This window comes from Pseudoalteromonas sp. CO342X, from assembly GCF_004208915.1.
In the GTDB taxonomy this organism is placed as follows: domain Bacteria; phylum Pseudomonadota; class Gammaproteobacteria; order Enterobacterales; family Alteromonadaceae; genus Pseudoalteromonas; species Pseudoalteromonas maricaloris.
The window spans coordinates 213,787-234,868 of record NZ_SGPH01000010.1; the positions used below are offsets into that span (position 1 = coordinate 213,787).

Here is a 21,082-nt window from a genome sequence, read left to right on the forward strand (position 1 = left end):
GGTTGCGCTTTTGTTCGATTAATTAAGAACTTTATGATAATAAACGACTTCCATATCTCCTAAAATATCTTTGTGAAGCCCTTTTTTCACATAACTCATCCCAAGTTTTTTCATAATATTGATGGAGCCAAGGTTCTCTTCTTCAGCGATAGCGCTCAAGTGCGTCAAGGTAGGATTTGCTGCTATTAGGTCTGGAATAAGATGTTGTGCGGCCTCTGTTGCAAACCCTTTGCCCCAAGAAGCTTGTTTAAAACGCCAACCGAGTTCTAAATCCTGATCGTTTCTTTGTTCTGAAAAAAAGTTAGCAGGGCGAACCAAAATCCAACCAATAAATGCCTTGTTTTGCAGCTCGAAACAGCCCCAAAGCCCCCAACCTTTGATCTCGTCCGTATACTCGGTTAAACGTGGAATATATACGGCTTTTACTTCTTCAAGTGAGTTAGTCTGACCGCCTGTGATGTATTTCATTACTTCAGGGTCGCTATCAAGATCGGCGAGCAGCTGTGCATCTTGTGGGGTGAGTAGGCGATAACTCAGTCTTGCAGAATCCTTTACTTGCATTTTTTACTCCTAATGAAGCCCAATAAAACTTTAGAGTACAAAAGCTTATGTCATGAGTAAATATGTTGCATAAGTTTGCGTAGACGCCAGCCGAGCGCTTTACTAAAATACGCCGGCATTTTTAGAGGGGGAACAGAGTGAATAATTCAGTACTAGCGCTTAGACAGCGTCAAATCGCTGCGGCTCAACGCGAATATAAGGCAAGGGGATCAAAGCTTGCGCGTTGTGAATGCTGCTTATTAGCCACGACTCTATGTATTTGTGATAAAGTCGAAGTGGCCAAAGCAGACTGTGCTGTGTGTTTGCTTATGTATCATAATGAAAGCTTTAAGCCCTCTAACACCGGACGCTTGATTGCCGATGTGATCCCAGATAATCATGCCTTTCGTTGGGACAGAACTGAGCCTGACGCTGCGTTATTAGCGCTTCTTTCGGATGAGCAGTATGCACCAATAGTTGTTTTCCCAGAGCTGGGCGTGGAGCCTGAACGGGTAATTACTAAGGTGACCCGCACTGAAAATAAAACACCACTATTTATCTTTTTGGATGGCACATGGCGTGAAGCTAAGAAAATGTTCAGAAAGAGCCCCTACCTAGATAATTTACCTGTATTATCCATCGCCCCTGAAAAGCTCTCGGATTACAAGCTACGAGTCGCGCCGCATGAACATCAGCTTGGTACGGCAGAAGTTGCGTGTGTATTGTTTGCCGAATGCGGCGAGCAGGATGCGGCAGATAAATTAACCGCGCATTTTATCGACTTCAGAGACGCTTACCTAAAGGGTAAGCGCAGCAAACTGTAGGCCGAGCCTTAACTGTAGGTCGAGGTGTACCTCGACAAAAACAGTATTGTTCACGCGGTACAGCGAGCAAGATGTTGGTAGGTCGAAATTTATCTCGACAAAAAGCTGAATTGTTTACGCTGTACGGCCAACAAGATGATGGTAGGTTGAAATTTATTTCGACAAAAAACTGAGTTGTTTACGAAATACGGCAAGCAAGATGCCGGTAGGTCGAGATTTATCTCGATAAAAAACCATTGTTTACGCAGCACAGCAAGCAAGATGTTGGTAGGTCGAGATTTATCTCGACAATACAAACATCTCGACAACACAAACGCAATCTCACGCGATAGATAGGAACAAAATAAGAAGCGCGCGACCCATTGCTGAGTCGCGCTTACGGAATCTTCTAAATGCATCCTGCAAAGTTGAGTAGTTCAACGTCCTGAATCTTTCCTCTTCCATGGCATCGCTTGGTGTTCTCGTTTTGCGAATAAAGGCATCTAGCCCTGTGTCCATTTTCCTTTTACACGTCCGCTGTCTTATCCATTGCCATCCACTTGCCAAGAACAAGCCCTTGTTCTAATTGTCCCTATTTGCTACTTTCCAAAATAGCAGTGCCAATCATCACCTTGTTTTACCTTGGCACTTGGTAGCCTGAACGTGTTGCTTCAAGCTAGGTGTTGCGCTGTTAATTGCAACAATTGGCATCTCCTAAGCCACATTTTACCAGTACATCCGATGTACCTTCCTTCCTCATCCTTAACCACCTGCATATCCAATGCAGTAACGTTATCCCTCAACGTTTAGCCTCTCCCCTGAAGCAATCCTTAGATTCATCATGAATCTTAAATCCCTGTCCTTTAATGTAATCACACCATGTGACATACAATCTCGCTCGCTTTTCCCTATATTCCTTTAAGTGGGTGCTTATCCATTAGCAAGTCCTGCCCTGAGCGTATCCTGTGTATCCTTTATCTCTCTTCCTGAGATGTTGTTAAGTATAAGCAGACTAAAAAAAATCGGGAGCAGTGAAATTCAATCTTTTTTTCGTCTTTTTCTAGTAATAATAAATAACTTTATATTTTTTAATTGGTTACTTTAATTCCGAGTGTTATTTCAACACGTCTTTACTCAATTTCTGGTAGCTAAGTGAGATATATCTCACAGGTAATTCTCCCGTTTTCTACAACGCTAATTTTATCTTGAGCGTAGTTTCAAATATTCAGGGTGTAAAACGGCACAATTACAGGTAGAATTAGTTGATAATAATTATTGTTTACCTAATGGAGTCTTTATGAAAAAAGCACTTGTTACTATACTGGCAACGCTTACTTGCCTACCAGCAATGGCTGCAGAGGAAGTTAATATCTACTCGTTTAGACAACCTTTTCTGATCCAACCTATTTTGGATGACTTCACCAAGCAAACCGGTATCAAGACCAATGTGGTTTTTGCAAAAAAAGGCTTAATCGAGCGTGTTAAGCGTGAAGGCAAGCATAGCCGTGCCGATCTTGTACTCACTTCAAACTTCAGTGCGCTAATTCAACTTGAAGACGAAAACCTAACACAAGCAATTAACAGCGAAACCGTCACTAAGAATATCCCAGCGAACTTCAGAGATCCTGAAGGTCAGTGGGTTGCGCTTACTAAGCGTGTGCGCAATGTATATTCTGCAAAAGACCGTGTAGGCAAGTTAGATGCGCTTACTTATGAAGCGCTAGCGGATGAACAATACCGCGGTAAAATATGTACGCGCTCAGGTAAACACCCCTATAACCTCGGTTTAGTGGCGTCTATGATTGCCCATCATGGCGAAGCAAAAACCAAAGAATGGCTTGAAGGCGTGAAGAAAAATTTAGCTCGTAAGCCTCAAGGTAACGACCGCGCACAAGTCAAAGCAGTAAAAGAAGGACTGTGTGATTTGGCCATTGGAAACAGCTATTACTTCGGTAAGATGATGGAAGATGAGAAACAAAAAGCCTGGGCCGAAGCGGTGTATATCAACTTCCCAAATCAACAAGATCGTGGTTCACATATTAACGTTTCTGGTGTTGTCTTGACCAAGCACGCTAAAAATACAGAAAATGCCTTGAAACTCATTGAGTTTATGACCGACAATAAGGCGCAAAATATGTATGCGTCGATGAATATGGAATACCCGGTTAAACCTGGCGTCGAGTTATCGAAACTTGTGGCATCTTGGGGTGAGTTTAAGGAAGACAGCCTACCATTGTCAGAGATCAGTAAATACCGTCCGTTAGCGCTTAAGCTAATCGATGAGGTAAAATTTGACCTTTAATGCAATTATCATTTTCACTGTCTAAATGGCAGAGTTTTGCGTGGCTGATAGGGCTTAGCCTATCAGTCCCGCTGATGTTTTTAATCTTTGAGTCGCTACAACCTGACTCCGAAGTCTTTGCTCACCTTTGGGATACCGTTCTGTGGGATTATGTCCGCAATACGATTTTGCTGATTGTGGGGGTATGCACCCTTTGCGCTTTAATCGCGCTACCACTTGGCTGGCTAACCGCGTATTGTGAATTTCCTGGACGGCGCTTTTTCGAATGGTCGTTGATGCTACCGCTTGCGATGCCAACCTATTTGATTGCATACGTGTATACCGATTTGCTAGATTATGCAGGGCCTGTACAAATAGCACTGCGAGAGTGGTTTGGTTGGCAATCTCCAGATGATTATTGGTTTTTTGATATTCGCACTTTGTCAGGTGCTATCGTGATGATTGCACTGGTGCTTTATCCTTATTTGTTTTTGATTTTTAGAACGGCGCTAAGAGAGCAGTCGTTTAAGCTGGTGCAAGCCAGCCAATTGATGGGCAAGTCGCCTTCACAGAGCTTCTTTAAGGTAAGTTTACCCTTGTCGCGAGGGGCGATTGTGGCGGGGCTGGCACTGATCGCCATGGAAAGCATGGCAGATTTTGCAACCGTACATTACTTTGCTGTGAGTACACTAACCACCGCCGTTTACGATACTTGGTTGGGTTATTATTCACTTACTGCTGCGGCTAAAATTTCAGGCATCATGTTACTGTTTTTATTTTTAGCCCTAACACTGGAGCGAGTGAGCCGCCCAACTCAGGTGGTGCATGAGCGCCAGTCGAGTGTTAACAGTACCACGCTTTATCATCTTAAAGGCGCGCAGGCTTGGCTCGCTAGCGCTTTTTGTTGGCTTATTCTTATTGCGGCTTTTATCGTGCCTACATGGGTGCTTGCAGATTACGCCATCGACTATTTTGAACAAGCTTGGAATGACGACTTTTTCTTGTATGCGTGGCAAAGTTTAAAAATAGCGCTTTGGGTGAGCGTGGTATTAATTATCATGAGCATGCTGGTGGTGTTTAACCAGCGAGTTAGCAGTGGTAAACGCGTCACGCTACCGGGCAAGCTTGCAAGTACCGGATATGCGCTACCGGGCACCGTACTGGCAATTGCAGTACTTATTCCACTCACTTTATTAGACGACAAGCTAAATACTTGGCTTGAAGGTACTTCATTTGAGCCTGGCTTGCTGTTCAGCGGGACGATTTTTGCGCTGGTTTTCGCTTACGTTGTACGATTTTATGCGATTGCGCAAGGCGCGGTCGAATCGAGTTATCAGCGGATCAGCCCAAGTCTAGATATGGCAAGTTTTTCGTTGGGTCGCAATCGTTTCAAAACCATGTTATCAATACATTTGCCATTGCTGCGTCGCGGCATTTTAACCGCAGCGCTGCTGGTTTTTATTGAGTGTATGAAAGAACTTCCAGCGGCATTGTTATTACGACCCTTTAATTATGAAACACTGGCAACACACGTTTTCCAATATGTGAGTGATGAGCAGCTGGAGTTGGCTTCTGTCTCTGCGTTATTTATTGTGTTGGTTGGTTTAATTCCGCTTTATGTTGTAAACCGTTCTATGGAGCAGCGAAGTTAATGCATAGTTTAGTGCTTGAAAATCTCTCTTATCGCTATGACGGTGAAGCCGTTGTGGATAGCCTAAATCTGACCGTAGAACAAAACGAGATTGTTTGTTTGCTTGGTGCCAGTGGCTGCGGTAAAACTACCACGCTGAAGGCGATAGCGGGCTTGATTGAACCATTTCAAGGCTCTGTGAGTATTTTAGGCAAAGCCATGAATGGTAATGGCACTTTCGTACCTCCACAGAAACGCAATATTGGCATGATGTTTCAAGACTATGCGCTATTCCCACACCTCACTGTGGCGCAAAATGTCGCGTTTGGATTAACCTCAAAAAGCAAGCGTGAACGTCAAGACCGAGTAGCTGAAATGCTCCATTTGGTGCAGCTGCAAGACTATAGCGACCGCTTTCCACACGAGCTTTCAGGTGGCCAGCAACAACGTGTCGCAATTGCGCGAGCACTGGCGTACAAGCCAAATTTGTTGCTGCTTGATGAGCCATTTTCAAATATAGATGCTCAAGTGCGGTTTCAGTTAATTAACGATATTCGCCGTATAATCAAAGATCAGCAAGTTTCCGCGATTTTTGTTAGTCACTCGAAAGAAGAAGCTTTTGCTTTTGCCGATCGGTTGGCAATTATGGATAAAGGGAAAATCGCACAAGTGGGCGAGCCGAGAACATTATTCCAACGACCAAAGAGCAAAATGGTTGCCGAGTTTTTGGGTCAGGGTATTTATATTCCTGCACAGCGAGTGAATGGCGCGTCGGTAGAAACCCAATTTGGTGCCGTAAAGTCTCTCGTTGAGCTCGGTAATATCGACGCGAAAGGTGTAATGTATGTGAGGCCACAGCACATTACGTTAGAAAACGCTGAGCTTGGCAGCGTTAAAGTACTCAATCAACGCTTTATGGGAACAGAGTACATTTATCGTGTTGCATTAGAGGGACAAGAGCTCGAAATACCGCATCCAGCGCATGAACCGCTCGACTTAAATCAACCAATCTCTTTAAAAATTAAGGCACATGCTGTAAATTTCTTTTCTTAATAGCAAATGAATAAACGCAGGGAGTAGAGCATGGCGCTTGCCCAATCAGGTGTGTGTGCTGAAGCCAATTTGCACGGCTTACACTTGTTCTTCAATGTGCTTGAAGGACAAGACGAGGCGCTAAGAGCGGCGCTCGCCAATTGTGGGCGCTTGCAAGAGGAGTTAGAAGATAGATTCTCCGAGTCTATGTTATCGAGCTTTGTCGCGGTAGGTGCGCAATACTGGCCGCACATTTATCCTGAGTTTATTCCTAAAGAGCTGAAAAGCTTTCCACATATTGTTGAGGCTGAGCACACCGTGCATACTCAGCCTTTTGACTTGCTTTACGTGATCCGCTCCGACCGAGAAGACGTTAATCATATCTTTGCTCAAAGTGTGCTACATATGCTAAATGGCCTAGTCGAAATGGTGGCACATGTACGCGCATTTCGTTTCTTAGATGGTCGTGATTTTAATGGCTTTATTTATGGCGCAGACACCCCTAGAGGGCGCAACAAACGGGAAGTTGCACTTGTGCACAACCCGAATGCAGCCGACCACCTTGGTAGTTATATTCACGTACAGCGGGTGAAGTTTGATTTACTGCGCTGGCAGGCGTTGCCGCTCGCTGAGCAAGAGCAATTGATGGGGCGTACACGTCTAGACAATGACCTAATTGAAGATTGCGACCCCTGTAATCATGCGGCATTAACCGAATTGAAAGACCTAAATGGTAATGCGCTACTGCTTAACCAAAGCATGCCATTTGGTGATGTATTTGAACAAGGAAGCTTGTCGCTAAGTTGCAGTGCCAAGGGCGATGCTTTTGAGCAGGTACTTAGAAGCCGATTGGGTGAAGGGGATGAATACGACCCCATATTGGATTATTCCAGTGCCGATATGGGTTCCGCGTTTTTTGCACCCTCACTAGAGTTTTTGGCAGTGATGGCAAAAATGCCAGAGTAAGTTATCTGCCACTTTACATCTCCAAAGCCCATCCATGCATGGGCTTTGACTTGTTTCGCAAGCGTTTTTTGCCGTTACAACATATACGGATTTTTCGCTGGTGAACCGTTACTAACTACAGGTCTTGATTGAATATCCTCTAGCTTTTGTAAAATGTCTTTTAGTTGTTGCTGCTGGACTTGTTCAGCGCTTGAGTTTGCTAGGGTATTTTTCAGCAAAGTGGTGACGGCTTCAAGCGCTTTTGCACTGCTATCATCAATGTGATTGTCGACTTGAATATGCGGTTGTGCCACCGCTTCTAAGCGCTCAGACAGGTTTTCAAATAGCGTATTTTGCTGCTGACCTTGTTGACCTAATGCTTGTTGTATTTGCGCTTGGGTGCTGAGCAAGTCATTGAGTTTGCCAAGGTTAGTGAGTAGCTGCTCATTGTTCGCCGCGTGTTTGATAGCGTTTTGCAGCCCCGCAATTTCCTCTGCGACTTGTTGCTGTGAAGCTATCAATTGCTTTAGCGGTGTTGCGTAAGGTTGCTGCGTTAAGGCCTCACGTAGCTCAGTTAACTGCGTGGCAAACTCTTGCTCGTTAAGCACCTGAGCCAATTGTTGCAACAGCGCACTGTAATCAAAACTAAGCTGCTCCTTATCGAGTTTAGCGGCGATTTGCGAAAGGGATTTATTGACAAAGCTTAGTTGTTCAACTGCCAGCTGCGCTGGGCTTCCCTCATCGCTATTGCGGTGCAGGCGGGCATATTCGGCCTTGATGTCATGCCAGCGCGTTGCTTCTTCAGCCGTTAAGGTACCGCGTAATTCAGCCAGTTTCAGTAAGTTTTCTTCGCTGCCTTTGCTAAGCGTTTGTGCTTCACCGCGATAGTGATCTTGAATTAGATTTTCAAGTTCACTGTCATTCATGGCAGCAACCACCTTTTCAGCCATCTTATTCATGTTACGGTAACTGCCTTGTAGCTTAAACGGCGGCTCGGTTCGATAGTTATCATCTTGCGCTGCGGAGGCTATATATTGGGCATTTACTTTGAGCACAGTGTTGCGAATGGTGAGCAGCTTTTTCAGTACGCTGACAATTTCATTCACTTGCGCTTGAGAGTAATTAAATTCCAATTCATTGATGGAGATGTCTTCTCCGTCGGCAATGCGTACTAGCTTGTATAAGTCTTCCATACCACGATTGGCAAGTGGCGCAAGCACAGCATTGGAAGTGAGCGTATTTTCAATAAAGCTCATGGCAAATTCTTGTTCGCAGCCACTGAGGGTGTCACCGAGGTTGTAAATATCCGCACGGTTGGCAAGCATATCTGGGATCTTAAAAGATTCACCGGATTCGGTATATGGGTTTCCTGCCATCACAACGGCAAACTTTTTGCCTCTCAGATCATAGGTCTTACTGCGGCCATTCCACACCCCGTCTATGCGTCTTGAACCGTCACATAAAGAGATGAACTTTTGTAAAAACTCGGGGTTGGTATGCTGAATATCGTCAAGGTAGAGCATCACATTATTGCCCATCTCAAAGCTTTGGTTGATCTTCTCAATTTCTTTTGCGGCGGTCGCGTTGACGGCTTGAGCAGGATCTAAAGAGACTTGGTCGTGACCAATGGATGGACAGTTGACCTTAACAAAGGTGAGTCCTAAGCGGTTGGCCACATACTCTATTAACGTGGTTTTACCATAGCCCGGTGGGGAGATAAGCAGCAACATGCCCATTAAGTCGGTGCGTTTATTGTTTCCTGCAGCCCCTATTTGTTTTGCTAAGTTATCGCCAATAATAGGGAAGTAGACTTTGTCAATCAGCTGGTTACGTACAAATGAGCTTAGCGGTCTGGGTTTAAACTCATCCAATTGCAAGCGCTGCTTTTGTGCCTCAAGCACTTGTGCTTTTAACTGTTGGTACTGTTTGTAGGCCGGAACATGAACCGTGAGATACTCGTTACTACGGGCAAAAAAATCTGCGTAATCTAGGTGTAGCACTTGGTTCTCGATACGTGGGTGTTGGCCCATCAAACCTGAAATTTCGGTTTTTATTTCGGCTTCTTTGACTTGGTAGGTGATATCTAACTGGGTGGAAAGCAAAATGCAGTTAGCGGCCTCAAGCAAGGTTTCAGCACTTTCATTTTGCTTACTGCCATAGGCGCGCAGCCAGCTGCTTAACAGGCGGCATTTGTCCTCAAGTTTGGTCAAATGCGTTAATGAGTCCTCAAGTTGTTGCCAAACGCCTTTGGCCTTTGCCATGGAGATAAACTGCTCGCTGGTGTGTTTTGCAGGTGAAGCCAAGTCAAATTGTCTCGGCTTAACTTGCTTGGCAAGGGCTTTAATTAAGTAAGTTGCGCTTAACTCGCCTGAAAAGCGGTGTAGCTCGGTTAAATAGCTCGATAAATTTTGTTGGCAAAATGCTGCGATTTTTTCACTTAATTCTTTGCTTAGCTGTTGGCTAAAACTATGGTCATCTAACTTCGTTGCCATCAGCTCTGCTTGTGTGGCCTGAAACGCCAATTCAGCTAGCTCAGCCTTGCTTTGTTGAGTATAAAATAGCTGTGCCGCAATTCGACAGCTGGCAGGGTAGACGAGTAACTCAAGCTGTCGTTTTTGTTTTAGTAAATTTGCTAAGATCAGGCTGGCATCTTGATCATGAATGCCTTTTTCATAGCCTTCTTGATATCTGGGTTCTGCAAATTTTTGTACGATAGGCAGTAAACTTCCCTCATCAACGGCAAGTTCCAAATCCGCTTGGCTAAAGTCGTTGCCATCTTGCTCCGCAGCTGCTAATACTTGAGCTGCAAGGTACTCGCCTCGATACAAGTGACGATTTTCTGAGATCAGGCTTTGCTGCCAGTATGTGCTTGCGTCATTGAGCTGTTGATTGACCTTAGCGTCAGGAATAGTATCAAAATACTCTGTGCCAGTGAGGTGTAACATCAGCTGTTCACCACGAGGCAGCAAAGTCAAATCAAGGATTTGTTTATTGAAACTAAACGCATGTTTGCCGACTTTAACGGTATTGCCACCATCAATGTAAATATCTTGCTTGTCTCGCAAAGCACGGATCGCTTGATCTTTGCAGGCCTTGAGTTTGGCTTGAATATCATCCGCCTTCACTTCATCGCTTAGGCTTTTTAGCTCTTGTGTTAAATCGCGAAGCTTGCCAATCATAGGGTCGGAGGCAAAATAGCTATTGATGTCGTCTAAGGTTTTAAAACTTTGCGAGCGTCGCGTCACCCCCTGTAAAATCCGCTCGGCTGCGTTTGCTAGGCTCAGTGCGCGGCGCTGTCTTTCGTCAATGAGCTGCTGTTTGTGCGCTTCAAAGCTTTCATAAACGTCATCACGTTTAGCCAAGATCTCCGTTAAAAACTCATCATACTGACTAAATTGAGACTCGAGCTCTTCTAATTGAATGAGTAAGCGAGAGAGTTGGTCGTCACATTGCTCAGGGGTTTTGGCCGCGCTCAGACCGCTGGTAATACTTTGGCTGAAAAGCTTAAAACGAGCCGCGAATTCGGCTTTTGCTTCAACACTGCCCACGCTCTTTTTCTGGATTTCTAACGCTGCTTTGGCGCGGTTTACTTGACCATAAATGGCGCTGACATCTTCCAAAATTTTAGTGCGAATGCGGCTATCGTCAATGTCGAGATCCAGCATGGTATGGTTGAGCAGATCAAGTTCAGCGCTCAAGGTTTCCAAGGTCGCTAAAAAGCCGTTAAGCTCGGTGACACTCTCTGTTTGTGCTCTGGCTTGCTCTAAGGAGTCTAGCTGCTCGTAGTAGGGCGCCAAAGCACTATCTTGCTGCAAAAACTCCGCGGTTTTATGGCTTAAGCTCAGGGTTTGCTCATCAATCTGCTGCTGCATGGAAGATAGCGCGTCAAGATTGATATACTTCACTTCTTCAAGGCTTATCACTTTGCCTTTTAAGCGTTTGAGAGATTCTAAGCTCTGGACAAACTGCTCCGCTGTTTTAAAGCTATCTGGTCTCACCTCGCGAAGCACATCTTGCATGGCTTGCTCTATTTCGGTTTCTGCGCGCCGAGCGTCGGCCTCAATTTGGCTTACCTTTTCAAATTCGTCTAGTACCTGCTCTGAGGTTTCAAAAATTTCATGTAGTTTTGCTGTGACATCCGCAAAGTCCGCTTCAGCAAGCCAATGATAGCGGTCTAAAATACTGCGGGTGAGGGCAATTAAATCTTCATAATGAAAGACCGTGGGGCTTTGTTCGTTAATGGCCTTGAACACACTGTATAAATCAGAGATTGCGCGTACTAAATCCGGGTTGCCGATCCGGCCAAATAAGCCGGTTGCGCGAGGGGCTTGTGCGGCAAACTCGCTGCCACAAAATGGGCTCTGCCAGAGCTGAATAGGGTGCACGCGCTCAGGCTCAGGCTCTGCTTTAAAGGTTAGCGTTAAGCCATCGTCATAAATACCATAGCCATGACAATAAATGGGATTTTGCAGGTTTTTCTCAATAATATTGTAAGAGAAAAGTGCGTAACGACCCTCGTTTGGTTCGTAGAAGATATACAGTACATCTTCACCATTGGGTGATTTTATCTGGCGATGGAATATTAAATCGTCCAATTGGTCGTCAAAATAGCGTGTTTGCCCAGATTGTAAATAATAGCCACCAGGAAAAATAATTCCTTGGTTCTCAGGTAATTGAACACAGGCACCACCCAAAGCATCTTGGCGCAATACCTGCTGGGTACGGCAATTATAAATAAAATAACGCCACTGTTTTTCTCGGTAGGGAAGTAACTTTACCAACACCATTTCGCCAACTTCGGCAAAACGTAAATCGCAATCTGCGAGTGATTGACTGGTGTCATCAACGGCTTCTTGATAAATACCTTCACCGCTTTGGGTATTGTTTTCTATTTTTACGGTGAGTTTGCCACCCGATACTTCAATAAACACTTTGTCGTTTACATTAATGTGTGGGTGACGGCCTTCGACGTGATCGGCGCGATCGGTTTTTTGCCATTCAAAGTCAAAGTTTTCCACTTCGCCTAGATCACGCTCTCCTCGGTTATCAATATAATCTAAGGTTTCGTCTTTGGCGATTTGCCAGCGAAACACGCGGACATCAGAGAGCTTTTCGCCAATCTGAAATAGTGCAAAAAGCTTGTTTGATTTAACAAACAGGTGTTGTAGACGGGTGTCTTTGTAATACGTGTATAGCTCGTCAAAGTCGCGTAAGAAACGTTGGTCTGTGAGGAATTTGGTTTCTTGCGGGTAAGGTTCTATTTCGTAATGGTCTTCTTGCAAGTGTAGCTTTTGTACGGTGAATACATCGCTGACTTGGGTATTTTGTTTAAGCCCCATAAAGACATTATAAGCAAAGATAAGCTTGTCGCCGATCAGCACGATGTCGCGCGGTACGCAGTTATGCTCAGTACGAACTCTTGCTCGACCTTTCACTTTAAGCTCGGTGCTGCCAAAAGTGTCAACACGCTGTTGGTTGAGTTTATCTATCTGACTTTTCAGTTCACTGCCAAAGTTACTAAGCCGGCGTTTAATCAGTTGATAAGAGTCTTGTTCGAGCGTTCGCTCTGGCGCTTGTTGCGTTGCTTCCGTCATTCTTTGCTTTCCTATGTGCGCTGTCGCAAATGGGGGAGAGGAGCCAAGAAGATTGACTCCTCAGGGTTAATTACTCTAGTGGTTCGCTTTGTTTACTGCCATTTAACGAGCCGCCAAGTAACTTGAGTAGCTGCTGTTTGTCCGCATCTGAGCTATTGCTTAGCTGTTGGAAGAACTTACTCATGTTGATGTTTTTTAGCGTTTCCGACGACGCATTGGCACCAGCCAGTACCCCTTTTAGGTCGTCCATCAAATTACGCTCACCGTTTAGGTGATCTTTAAATACGGTTTGTACTGTCTTACTTTCGCCGACTAAGCCGTCAATTGACTTGCCCACTGTGATGGCATTCATAAACTGGTTAAAGAACTGGCCGTCGCCGCCCATAAAGTTGATATCAGCACCGCTCAGTGCTTTACCTAATACTTCAGCCTGACTCGCAGAAACCTGCTTGTTCGCCTCGATACTCGCAAGCGTCAGCTCTTTTTGTTGGTTTAACTGTAGCGTGAAGCCTTCGTATTCACGGGCGTCTTTATCCATCTTATTCAGTGCTTCTAGCTTCTCTGTAAGACCTTTGGCTTCTGCTGACATCTTACGTTCAAGGTTGATAGCTTCTGCTTCACCTTGTTTTTCAATTGCCTCAGCCATTGCTGATTGAACCTCAGCTTCTGCCAAACCAATTTCACGTTTGCCTTGCGCTTCTGCTTCACTTTGCTTCTTGGTCGCCTCAGCCATTGCTGCTTGTACTTCGGCTTCGGCGCGGCCAATATCACGTTTACCTTGTGCTTCGGCCTCTAGTTTTTGCTGTAGCACTTTAGCGTCTGTTTCACCCTGTATCGCACTAGCTGCTGCTTTTGCCTTGATGATATCGGCTTCTGCAAGACCAGGCGCTGCTGCTTCAACTTGGGCTGCCTCGGCAAGAATTTTCTTCGACTCTGCGGTTTGGTTCGCAATACGTAATTCTGCTGCGGCCATTTTTTCCATTTCACGGGCTTTAAATTCGGCAGCTTGCTCTTTAGCTTTAGCCGCTTCAATATCTTTAACCAACGCTTCTTCGGCCTCAGCTTGAGCAAGAATAATTTTTGCTTGTTTTTCACGCTCGGCTTCAGCAATACATTGCACGTCTTTGATGCGCTCTTGTTCCTCGGCAACGGTTTTCTCAACGGCAACCCGTTCGCGTTGGACATCGGCGATTTCTTTTTGCTCGACTTCCAGCGCTTTGGCTTTTTGGATACGTAAAATTTCGGTTTCACGCTCACGTTCGATAATTTCAATCTGGCGAGAGCGTGTGACTTTTTCTTCTTCGATGCCGAGTAAGCGAAGGCGATTTTGTTCTGCAACATCGATTTCACGCTGTTTATTGTGCTCTGCAATTGCGATCGCTTCGTCCGCTTTGAGACGTGCTTCTTCGGCTTTTAAGCGCTCTTCATGCTTAACACGTTCAGCTTCTGCGGCTTCGCGGGCGCGCACCGACTCGATTTCACGGCGTTGTCTCGCGCTGGCATCTTCTCGTTGGCGCTCGACTTCTGCGGCTTTTTCAAAGGCAGCTTGGTTTTGGTTGTCGATTTGCGCTTTTTCATCACATTTAAGCTGGTTAGTTTCCACGTTTTGGCGTGAGGTTTTTTCGGTAATACGGCGAATACCTTCAGCGTCAAGAATGTTATTTGGATCTAACTTGTCGATAGAGGTTTGTTCAAGATAATCAATTGCCACATCCTCTAACGTATAGCCAGATAAATCTTGTCCAATCACTTCTTTAATAGAATCTCGGAACTCATTACGATGTGTAAATAGTTCCTCAAAATTCATGCGCTTACCAACGGTTTTTAAGGCTTCGGAGAATTTTGCCTCAAATAATGCTTGCAAGGTTTCTGGTGCCGATGCGCGGGCGCAGCCAACTTGTTTTGCAACGCGTAGGATGTCTTCTTTGTTTTCGTTTACGCGAATGTAAAAAGTGATGGCGATGTCAGCACGGATATTGTCTTTACAGATCAGGCCGCTATTTTCACGACGCTCCAATACCATGCGGTTAGTTGAAATATCCATGACTTCCATTTTATGGATCACAGGCAGCACAATGCCGCCCGTTGTCGTGACATCTGGCTCGTTTTTCATCTTGTTAATGATCAATGCCTGACCTTGTTCAACCTTGCGGTAGAACTTTCCAATCAGAAGTAGAATGGCAAAAATAATGACGATGGATATGCCCACGATTGCGAGCACCGGTCCGAGGTTGTTTAGAAATTCCATGTTTTTTCCTGCGTTGCGCTATGTTGTTTGAGTTGGTATTAGCTATGCCAACTCGTTCCTAAATTCCGTTATTTTTCGTACTATTACCAAGGTTTAGCCACAATCGTGTAGCTATGTGTAAGGGTGTCATGTTCGATAAGTAAAGCACTGTCTCCTAGTGTGAAAGTGTTATCTTCATCCGAGCGCACTTCGATAAGTTGCTCCGTTCCTTGAATAAATACTCTGGCTTGACCGAACGTGTTGCTAACCCTTGATGTTGCAATAACGCATTCGAGCCCAACCAGCGCTTGCTTAGAAGTGGTTTCTTGGCTTTCGAAAAAGCGCCGTAATGGCCTTACAATGACGGCTGTGAGTGGTAATGCTGCAATGAGGCTGGCAAGCATAAATACCGTGCCCATCAGGTAGTAAAAAATGCCATTGCCTAGTAGGTAAGCAAAAAACTGTTGCACATAAATACTGATAATCCAGCCCAGCGCGATGATTAAACTCAATGAAATACTCACAGGGACGCCGCCAAAAGCGACTTCCCAAAAAGAACCAGAGCTTGCGCCTTCGGCTTCAATATCAACATCGCCTTCTAAGATATCGATATCAGCAAAACCGAGTAAAGCAATTAACCAGAACAACAGCACTATGAGTAATAGTGTTGAAAAAATAACAGTGGGAAACGTAAATGCAGTATTTAAAAATTCCATTGCTGATCCTAGTTCCTTGTATTTCCTTTTAAGCGGTTAAGTCAGTGAATTGTCCACTCAGCGCCGCAAGGTGTCTTTGTGTTTATCAAGCGGTGAGTTCCGCATCATAGAATGTGAGATGATTGAGTGAAGCGAATAGCGTTCGTGTCCGGTAAGACGGAGACACTGTAGGAAACAAATCCGAGAAGCTAATCAATCAGCTTAAAAACCATCCATGCGTGGTGAGAAAACCTCACATGCGTTTCTAAAGTTGCCACAATTAGACATATTATGTCAAACGTTTTTTGCTGTAAAGATAAGCAATTTATTCTGTTTATCGTGATAGTGGGGAAGCGTGTTCGTAGAAGCTAGAGTATCAGAGTATGTGCTAACCTGTGAGTTAGCACCGATAAAAATAATAGACTAAACGTTATCGAACAGGGTTTTTACTTTATCCAAAGTAACGTCGATTTCAGATACTTTGGCAGGGGCAATAAAAATCGTGTCATCGCCAGCGATGGTACCTAATACGCCGTCTGCGGTGCCTAATGAGTCAAGTAGTCTCGCAATTAACTGTGCAGCACCGGGACTGGTTCGAATAATAATCATCATTTCGTTGTGCATAATATCAACGACTAACTGACGTAAAGGGCTTTTTGCTGTTGGTACGCTCATTTCAGCGGGTAAGCAGTAAACCATTTCTTGCTTGGCATTACGTGTACGCACAGCACCAAACTTGCTCAGCATGCGCGACACTTTGCTCTGACTGACGTTGTCAAACCCTTGTTGTTTTAGAGCATCAACAATTTCACCTTGAGAGCCAAAGTTTTCTTCTTTTAAAATGGCTTTAAATGCTTTGATCAGTGCTTCTTGTTTTTCTTGCGGCTGCATAGTCTGTCTTCTTTTACGGCTAATCTTTAAATTCTACACAAAACCGCCGAGATTCCCAAATTTGCGCGACCAAAATGGCAGTCGTAAAGCATAAGTGTACAAAGTGTCGCGATCTTTACACTTTTATTTAAGACATTAGTCAAAAAATCTCGAAAATAACCATGATTAATTTGTGTTTAACAGCGCTTTTCATTATCTTTACTGCACACTCAATTCCACCTTCAAATTATGGAGAATTCAAATGAAAGTTGCTGTATTAGGTGCCGCTGGCGGTATCGGTCAAGCTCTATCTTTATTGCTTAAAAATGGTCTTCCAGCTGGCTCTGAGTTAGCGCTTTATGACGTTGCACCTGTTGTACCTGGTGTTGCAGTTGACTTATCTCACATCCCAACTGCGGTAAAAGTAGCGGGTTATGGTAAAGACGACCTAGACCCAGCTCTTGCTGGTGCTGACGTAGTGCTTATCCCTGCTGGTATGCCTCGTAAGCCTGGTATGGACCGTGCTGACCTATTCAACGTTAACGCAGGTATCATCAAGACACTTGCTGAAGGTATCGTTAGAAGCTGCCCTAAAGCACTTGTTGGTATCATCACAAACCCAGTAAATGGCACGGTACCAATCGTTGCTGAAGTGTTCAAAAAAGCAGGTACTTATGATCCAGCTCGCGTATTCGGTGTAACAACGCTTGACGTTATCCGCGCTGAGACCTTCATCGCAGAGCTTAAGGGCCTAGACGTTGCTGAAGTTAAGATCCCAGTAATTGGTGGTCACTCAGGTACTACAATTCTACCTCTACTTTCTCAAGTTGAAGGTGTTGAGTTCACTGACGAAGAAGTTGCTGCACTAACGACTCGTATCCAAAACGCGGGTACTGAAGTGGTTGAAGCTAAAGCGGGTGGCGGTTCAGCTACACTTTCAATGGGTGCAGCAGCAGCACGTTTCTGCTTCTCACTAGTGAAAGGTCTACAAGGTGAAGAAGTACTTGAGTACGCATACGTTGAAGGTAACACAGGCGATGCAACATTCTTTGCACAGCCAGTTATCCTTGGTAAAAACGGTGTAGAGAAGTTACTTCCTTACGGTGAGCTGAGCGCGTTTGAGCAAAAAGCAAAAGACGACATGCTAGCGACACTTGAAAAAGACATCAAAGAAGGTGTTGATTTCATGGCGTAAGCCAGATTGATACAAAAAAACCAGTCGCTTCACAGTGACTGGTTTTTTTATGTGTGATTATTTTTAGTGAAGAATTCGTGCTCTAATAGTTCCTTCAACTGCACTTAACTCTTTCAACGCCACTTCAGAGTGGTCGCTATCGACGTCGATAACCACGTAACCAATAGATTCATCCGTTTGTAGGTATTGCGCCGCAATATTGATACCGTGCTGAGCGAACGCTTGGTTGATTTGCGTTAGTACGCCTGGGCGGTTTACGTGTACGTGTAATAAACGACTTCGGTTTGATAATTCAGGTAGAGAAACCTCAGGGAAGTTCACAGCCGTGACTGTTGAACCGTTATCTGAATATTTCGCCAACTTACCCGCGACTTCCACACCGATATTTTCTTGTGCTTCTTGGGTAGAACCACCGACGTGTGGTGTTAGCAGCACATTGTCAAACTCGCGTAGTGGTGAGACGAATTCTTCATGATTAGATTTTGGCTCAACGGGGAATACATCAATAGCAGCGCCGGAAAGCTTCTTGGCCGCTAATGCTTCAGCTAAGGCGTCGATATCAACAACCGTTCCACGTGATGCGTTAATTAGGATTGCGCCTTGCTTCATCACTTCAATTTCAGCCATGCCGATAAGGTTTTTGGTCTGTGATGTCTCCGGTACATGCAAACTGACCACGTCCGCTCTTTGTAACAATTGCGTCAGCGTGTGTAACTGCGTTGCGTTGCCGAGCGTGAGCTTATCTTCGATGTCATAAAACTCGACGTTCATCCCGATATTCTCAGCCATAATGCCAAGCTGGGTGCCAATGTGACCATAACCAATAATACCTAGCGTTTTACCACGAGCTTCGTATGAACCGTCGGCAGATTTATCCCACTCACCGCGATGCGCCTTTGCGTTACGCTCAGGAACACGGCGCAATAACAAGAGAATTTCACCTAGTACGAGTTCAGCCACAGAGCGGGTGTTAGAAAATGGCGCGTTGAATACGGCGATACCACGTTTTTTAGCGGCATCCAAATCCACTTGGTTGGTGCCGATGCAGAAACAGCCAACAGCGACCAGCTTTTCAGCTTGTTCTAATACTGCTTCTGTAAGGTGGGTACGTGAGCGGATCCCGACAAAGTGAGCGTCTTTGATCCGCTCGATCAGCTCAGGCTCCGGTAAGGATGTTTTAACGTAGTCTATGTTGCTATAACCGTTGCGCTTTAGCGTCTCAACGGCGCTTTGATGCACGCCTTCTAACAACAAAATTCGAATTTTATCCTTTGATAACGAAACCTTGCTCATCTGTAATCTCACTAGTTGATTTTAGGCCCTTCTGGAGTGCCTGTTATTACAACGTCAGCGCCACGCGTGGCAAATAAGCCATTAGTCACGACGCCAACAATCTGGTTAATTTTTTCTTCAAGCGCTTTTGCTGCGCTAATTTCTAGGCCATGCACATCAAGAATGACATTGCCGTTATCAGTGATAACGCCTTGGCGGTAAACTGGATCGCCACCTAATTTTAGTAACTCTCTTGCCACGTAACTACGCGCCATTGGGATCACTTCAACTGGTAGTGGAAATGCGCCTAGTGTCTCAACATGCTTTGTATTATCAACGATACAAACAAACTTCTTGGCAACGGCTGCAACGATTTTCTCGCGCGTCAGTGCTGCGCCACCACCTTTTATCATTTCGTTGGTGCTGTTGATTTCATCTGCACCATCAACATATACCGCAAGCTCTGACACATCGTTTAACTCGAAAACTTCAATACCAAGTGCTTTTAGCTTCTCTGTTGAAGCTTCAGAGCTTGATACTGCCCCTTTGATTTGATCCTTGATACTGCCAAGCGCATCAATAAAGTGGTTTACCGTCGAGCCTGTGCCAACCCCAACAATGGTGTTTTCTTCTACATAGTTCAAAGCTGCCCATGCTGCGGCTTTTTTCATTTCATCTTGAGTCATAACGCTACACTTAGTTGTCATTGAAGTTGTATGGAGTATAACTCAATCAAAGTGTCAGCGTCATGGTCAAAAGCGCCTCAAAATGCGCTTAACTGTTTGCCTGCTCAATTATTTTTTGGCCAAGTGTATAGTTGGGTTGGAGTGAGGATAGATGGGAGCGGTACATCCCAAGCTGCTGTTGGTAAGCTTGGAACTTGCTGGCAATCATGAGCAAGGCCAACAAGTGCTGGTTTAGCTCGCTGCTCAGCGTAGTGTAACGCTAATGTTCTATCGTAGTACCCACCGCCCATACCGAGGCGATTACCTTGCTCATCAAAAGCAACCAGAGGCATCAACAGTAAATCCAATGATGCAAGCGGTGCCACAGCTGAACAATCTAACTTAGGTTCCAAGATAGCATAGCGATTTGCCTTCATGGGTGAGTTTTTTTCATACTTCTGGAAGAGTAAATTTGCAGGATTGAAGGGGTGGATTACGGGTAAGAAAACCTGGTGTTTTTTGTCCCAAAGCGATTGAATTAAAAGGGATGTATCTAGTTCGCCATCGTTTTGAATATAGACCCCTACATTGGCATTTTCTGGGAGGTTTATTTGTTGAAAAAAATTAATGTTGAGATGTGCCGCGGCTGTCTTCTGTTGCTCTGCTGATAGCGAGTTTCTTGCATTTCTAATCGTTTTTCTCAAATTAGCACGAGTAACTTGAGATTTATTTATGTTGTTATTAGTTTTATTCATTCTAACGCGAGCCACTCAGGGAAAAACAAACTTACACCAAGCAGAATAAATAAAATAATTAATACAGCGAGCAGATAATATAGCCAAGTCTTAGATTTAGCCGGAGGGCTAGGCTCAAAGTCCAGTTCATCAAATAGCTCCTTCGTCTCCCATTCTTCGTCTGTTGTATCTTCTATTTTAGTATGGGGAGTTGGTGCTACGCGTTGCTCGAGCTCCTCTAATCGCTCTTCGATGCGTATTAGACTGCTTGTGATGTAATCCAAGGCTTCAAATACGCGCTCTTGATCTGCGTTGGTAGGGGTCGCGGCTGTTTGGCTTTGTAGTTTGGCATTGATCCCCGCGCTTGCAAGTAATTTTACCTGTTTTAGTGCTTTGGCTTTATCTGCAGGAGCAAACAAGTTTTTGCCAGCGTAAAATTGCTGGATCTTTGAAGGTGAGGTTTTCAACCTGTCTGCCATTGCGATAGCGGCGCTTTGTTGATCCTTACCGTCGGCCATGCCAACGAAGACGACTTTAAACTGCTCGTTCATGGTGCGTGCCTAAGTTGTAGAGAGATAGTATTGAGTATATCTAGATTA

The 21,082-nt window shown here is 44.8% G+C and carries 16 protein-coding genes; 6 read left to right on the top strand and 10 right to left on the bottom strand.

Going from position 1 to position 21,082, the window contains the following annotated elements; genetic code table 11:
- Positions 1–18 precede the first annotated feature (18 nt).
- Complete coding sequence (locus EXT47_RS02975; RefSeq protein WP_039493795.1) at positions 19–561, bottom strand: GNAT family N-acetyltransferase; 543 nt, start codon at positions 559–561, stop codon at positions 19–21.
- Between the two features lie 137 nt (positions 562–698).
- Here EXT47_RS02975 and EXT47_RS02980 point away from each other — a divergent pair, with 137 nt between their 5' ends.
- Entirely contained in the window at positions 699–1,364 is a 666-nt protein-coding gene (locus EXT47_RS02980) for a tRNA-uridine aminocarboxypropyltransferase (RefSeq protein ID WP_130125857.1), read from the top strand.
- 321 nt (positions 1,365–1,685) lie between these two features.
- On the opposite strand, the gene EXT47_RS23800 is transcribed toward EXT47_RS02980, so the two are convergent.
- Complete coding sequence (locus tag EXT47_RS23800) at positions 1,686–1,862, bottom strand: hypothetical protein (RefSeq protein ID WP_165383789.1); 177 nt, start codon at positions 1,860–1,862, stop codon at positions 1,686–1,688.
- Between the two features lie 829 nt (positions 1,863–2,691).
- Between EXT47_RS23800 and EXT47_RS02985 the strand changes: the two genes are divergently transcribed.
- From EXT47_RS02985 to EXT47_RS03000, 4 genes are read left to right on the top strand one after another with little or no spacing between them, the layout of a single operon-like run.
- Positions 2,692–3,645, top strand: a complete 954-nt coding sequence (locus tag EXT47_RS02985) for a Fe(3+) ABC transporter substrate-binding protein (protein ID WP_223193682.1) — start codon at positions 2,692–2,694, stop codon at positions 3,643–3,645.
- Entirely contained in the window at positions 3,645–5,276 is a 1,632-nt protein-coding gene (locus tag EXT47_RS02990; protein WP_130125858.1) for an iron ABC transporter permease, read from the top strand. The genes EXT47_RS02985 and EXT47_RS02990 overlap by 1 nt, the downstream gene beginning before the upstream one ends.
- On the top strand, positions 5,276–6,307 hold the full coding sequence (locus EXT47_RS02995; protein ID WP_130125859.1) for an ABC transporter ATP-binding protein: 1,032 nt from the start codon (positions 5,276–5,278) through the stop codon (positions 6,305–6,307). The genes EXT47_RS02990 and EXT47_RS02995 overlap by 1 nt, the downstream gene beginning before the upstream one ends.
- Before the next feature lie 30 nt (positions 6,308–6,337).
- Positions 6,338–7,252, top strand: a complete 915-nt coding sequence (locus EXT47_RS03000) for a Dyp-type peroxidase (protein ID WP_069023031.1) — start codon at positions 6,338–6,340, stop codon at positions 7,250–7,252.
- Between the two features lie 74 nt (positions 7,253–7,326).
- On the opposite strand, the gene EXT47_RS03005 is transcribed toward EXT47_RS03000, so the two are convergent.
- From EXT47_RS03005 to argR, 4 genes are all read right to left on the bottom strand, one after another.
- Positions 7,327–12,825, bottom strand: a complete 5,499-nt coding sequence (locus EXT47_RS03005; protein WP_130125860.1) for a DNA repair ATPase — start codon at positions 12,823–12,825, stop codon at positions 7,327–7,329.
- A 70-nt stretch (positions 12,826–12,895) separates the two neighbouring features.
- Entirely contained in the window at positions 12,896–15,073 is a 2,178-nt protein-coding gene (locus tag EXT47_RS03010; RefSeq protein WP_017216416.1) for an SPFH domain-containing protein, read from the bottom strand.
- A gap of 83 nt (positions 15,074–15,156) precedes the next feature.
- Positions 15,157–15,768: an OB-fold-containig protein gene (locus tag EXT47_RS03015; protein WP_039493778.1), complete on the bottom strand. Its 612-nt coding sequence runs from the start codon at positions 15,766–15,768 to the stop codon at positions 15,157–15,159.
- A 402-nt stretch (positions 15,769–16,170) separates the two neighbouring features.
- Positions 16,171–16,638 (bottom strand): transcriptional regulator ArgR, encoded by a 468-nt coding sequence (gene argR / locus EXT47_RS03020; protein WP_010372285.1) that lies wholly within the window; start codon positions 16,636–16,638, stop codon positions 16,171–16,173.
- Between the two features lie 241 nt (positions 16,639–16,879).
- Between argR and mdh the strand changes: the two genes are divergently transcribed.
- Positions 16,880–17,812 (top strand): malate dehydrogenase, encoded by a 933-nt coding sequence (gene mdh, locus EXT47_RS03025; RefSeq protein ID WP_010372282.1) that lies wholly within the window; start codon positions 16,880–16,882, stop codon positions 17,810–17,812.
- 63 nt (positions 17,813–17,875) lie between these two features.
- On the opposite strand, the gene serA is transcribed toward mdh, so the two are convergent.
- The 4 genes from serA to EXT47_RS03045 form a co-directional block, all read right to left on the bottom strand.
- Positions 17,876–19,105 carry a phosphoglycerate dehydrogenase gene (gene serA, locus EXT47_RS03030; protein ID WP_039493776.1) on the bottom strand — a complete coding sequence of 410 codons (1,230 nt, stop codon included), beginning with the start codon at positions 19,103–19,105 and terminating at the stop codon, positions 17,876–17,878.
- A gap of 11 nt (positions 19,106–19,116) precedes the next feature.
- A complete protein-coding gene (gene rpiA, locus EXT47_RS03035; protein WP_039493774.1) occupies positions 19,117–19,770 on the bottom strand; it encodes a ribose-5-phosphate isomerase RpiA in 654 nt (217 codons plus the stop codon).
- A gap of 104 nt (positions 19,771–19,874) precedes the next feature.
- Positions 19,875–20,504 carry a 5-formyltetrahydrofolate cyclo-ligase gene (locus EXT47_RS03040; RefSeq protein WP_039493772.1) on the bottom strand — a complete coding sequence of 210 codons (630 nt, stop codon included), beginning with the start codon at positions 20,502–20,504 and terminating at the stop codon, positions 19,875–19,877.
- On the bottom strand, positions 20,501–21,034 hold the full coding sequence (locus EXT47_RS03045; RefSeq protein WP_045987695.1) for a hypothetical protein: 534 nt from the start codon (positions 21,032–21,034) through the stop codon (positions 20,501–20,503). The genes EXT47_RS03040 and EXT47_RS03045 overlap by 4 nt, the downstream gene beginning before the upstream one ends.
- Positions 21,035–21,082: the final 48 nt, after the last annotated feature.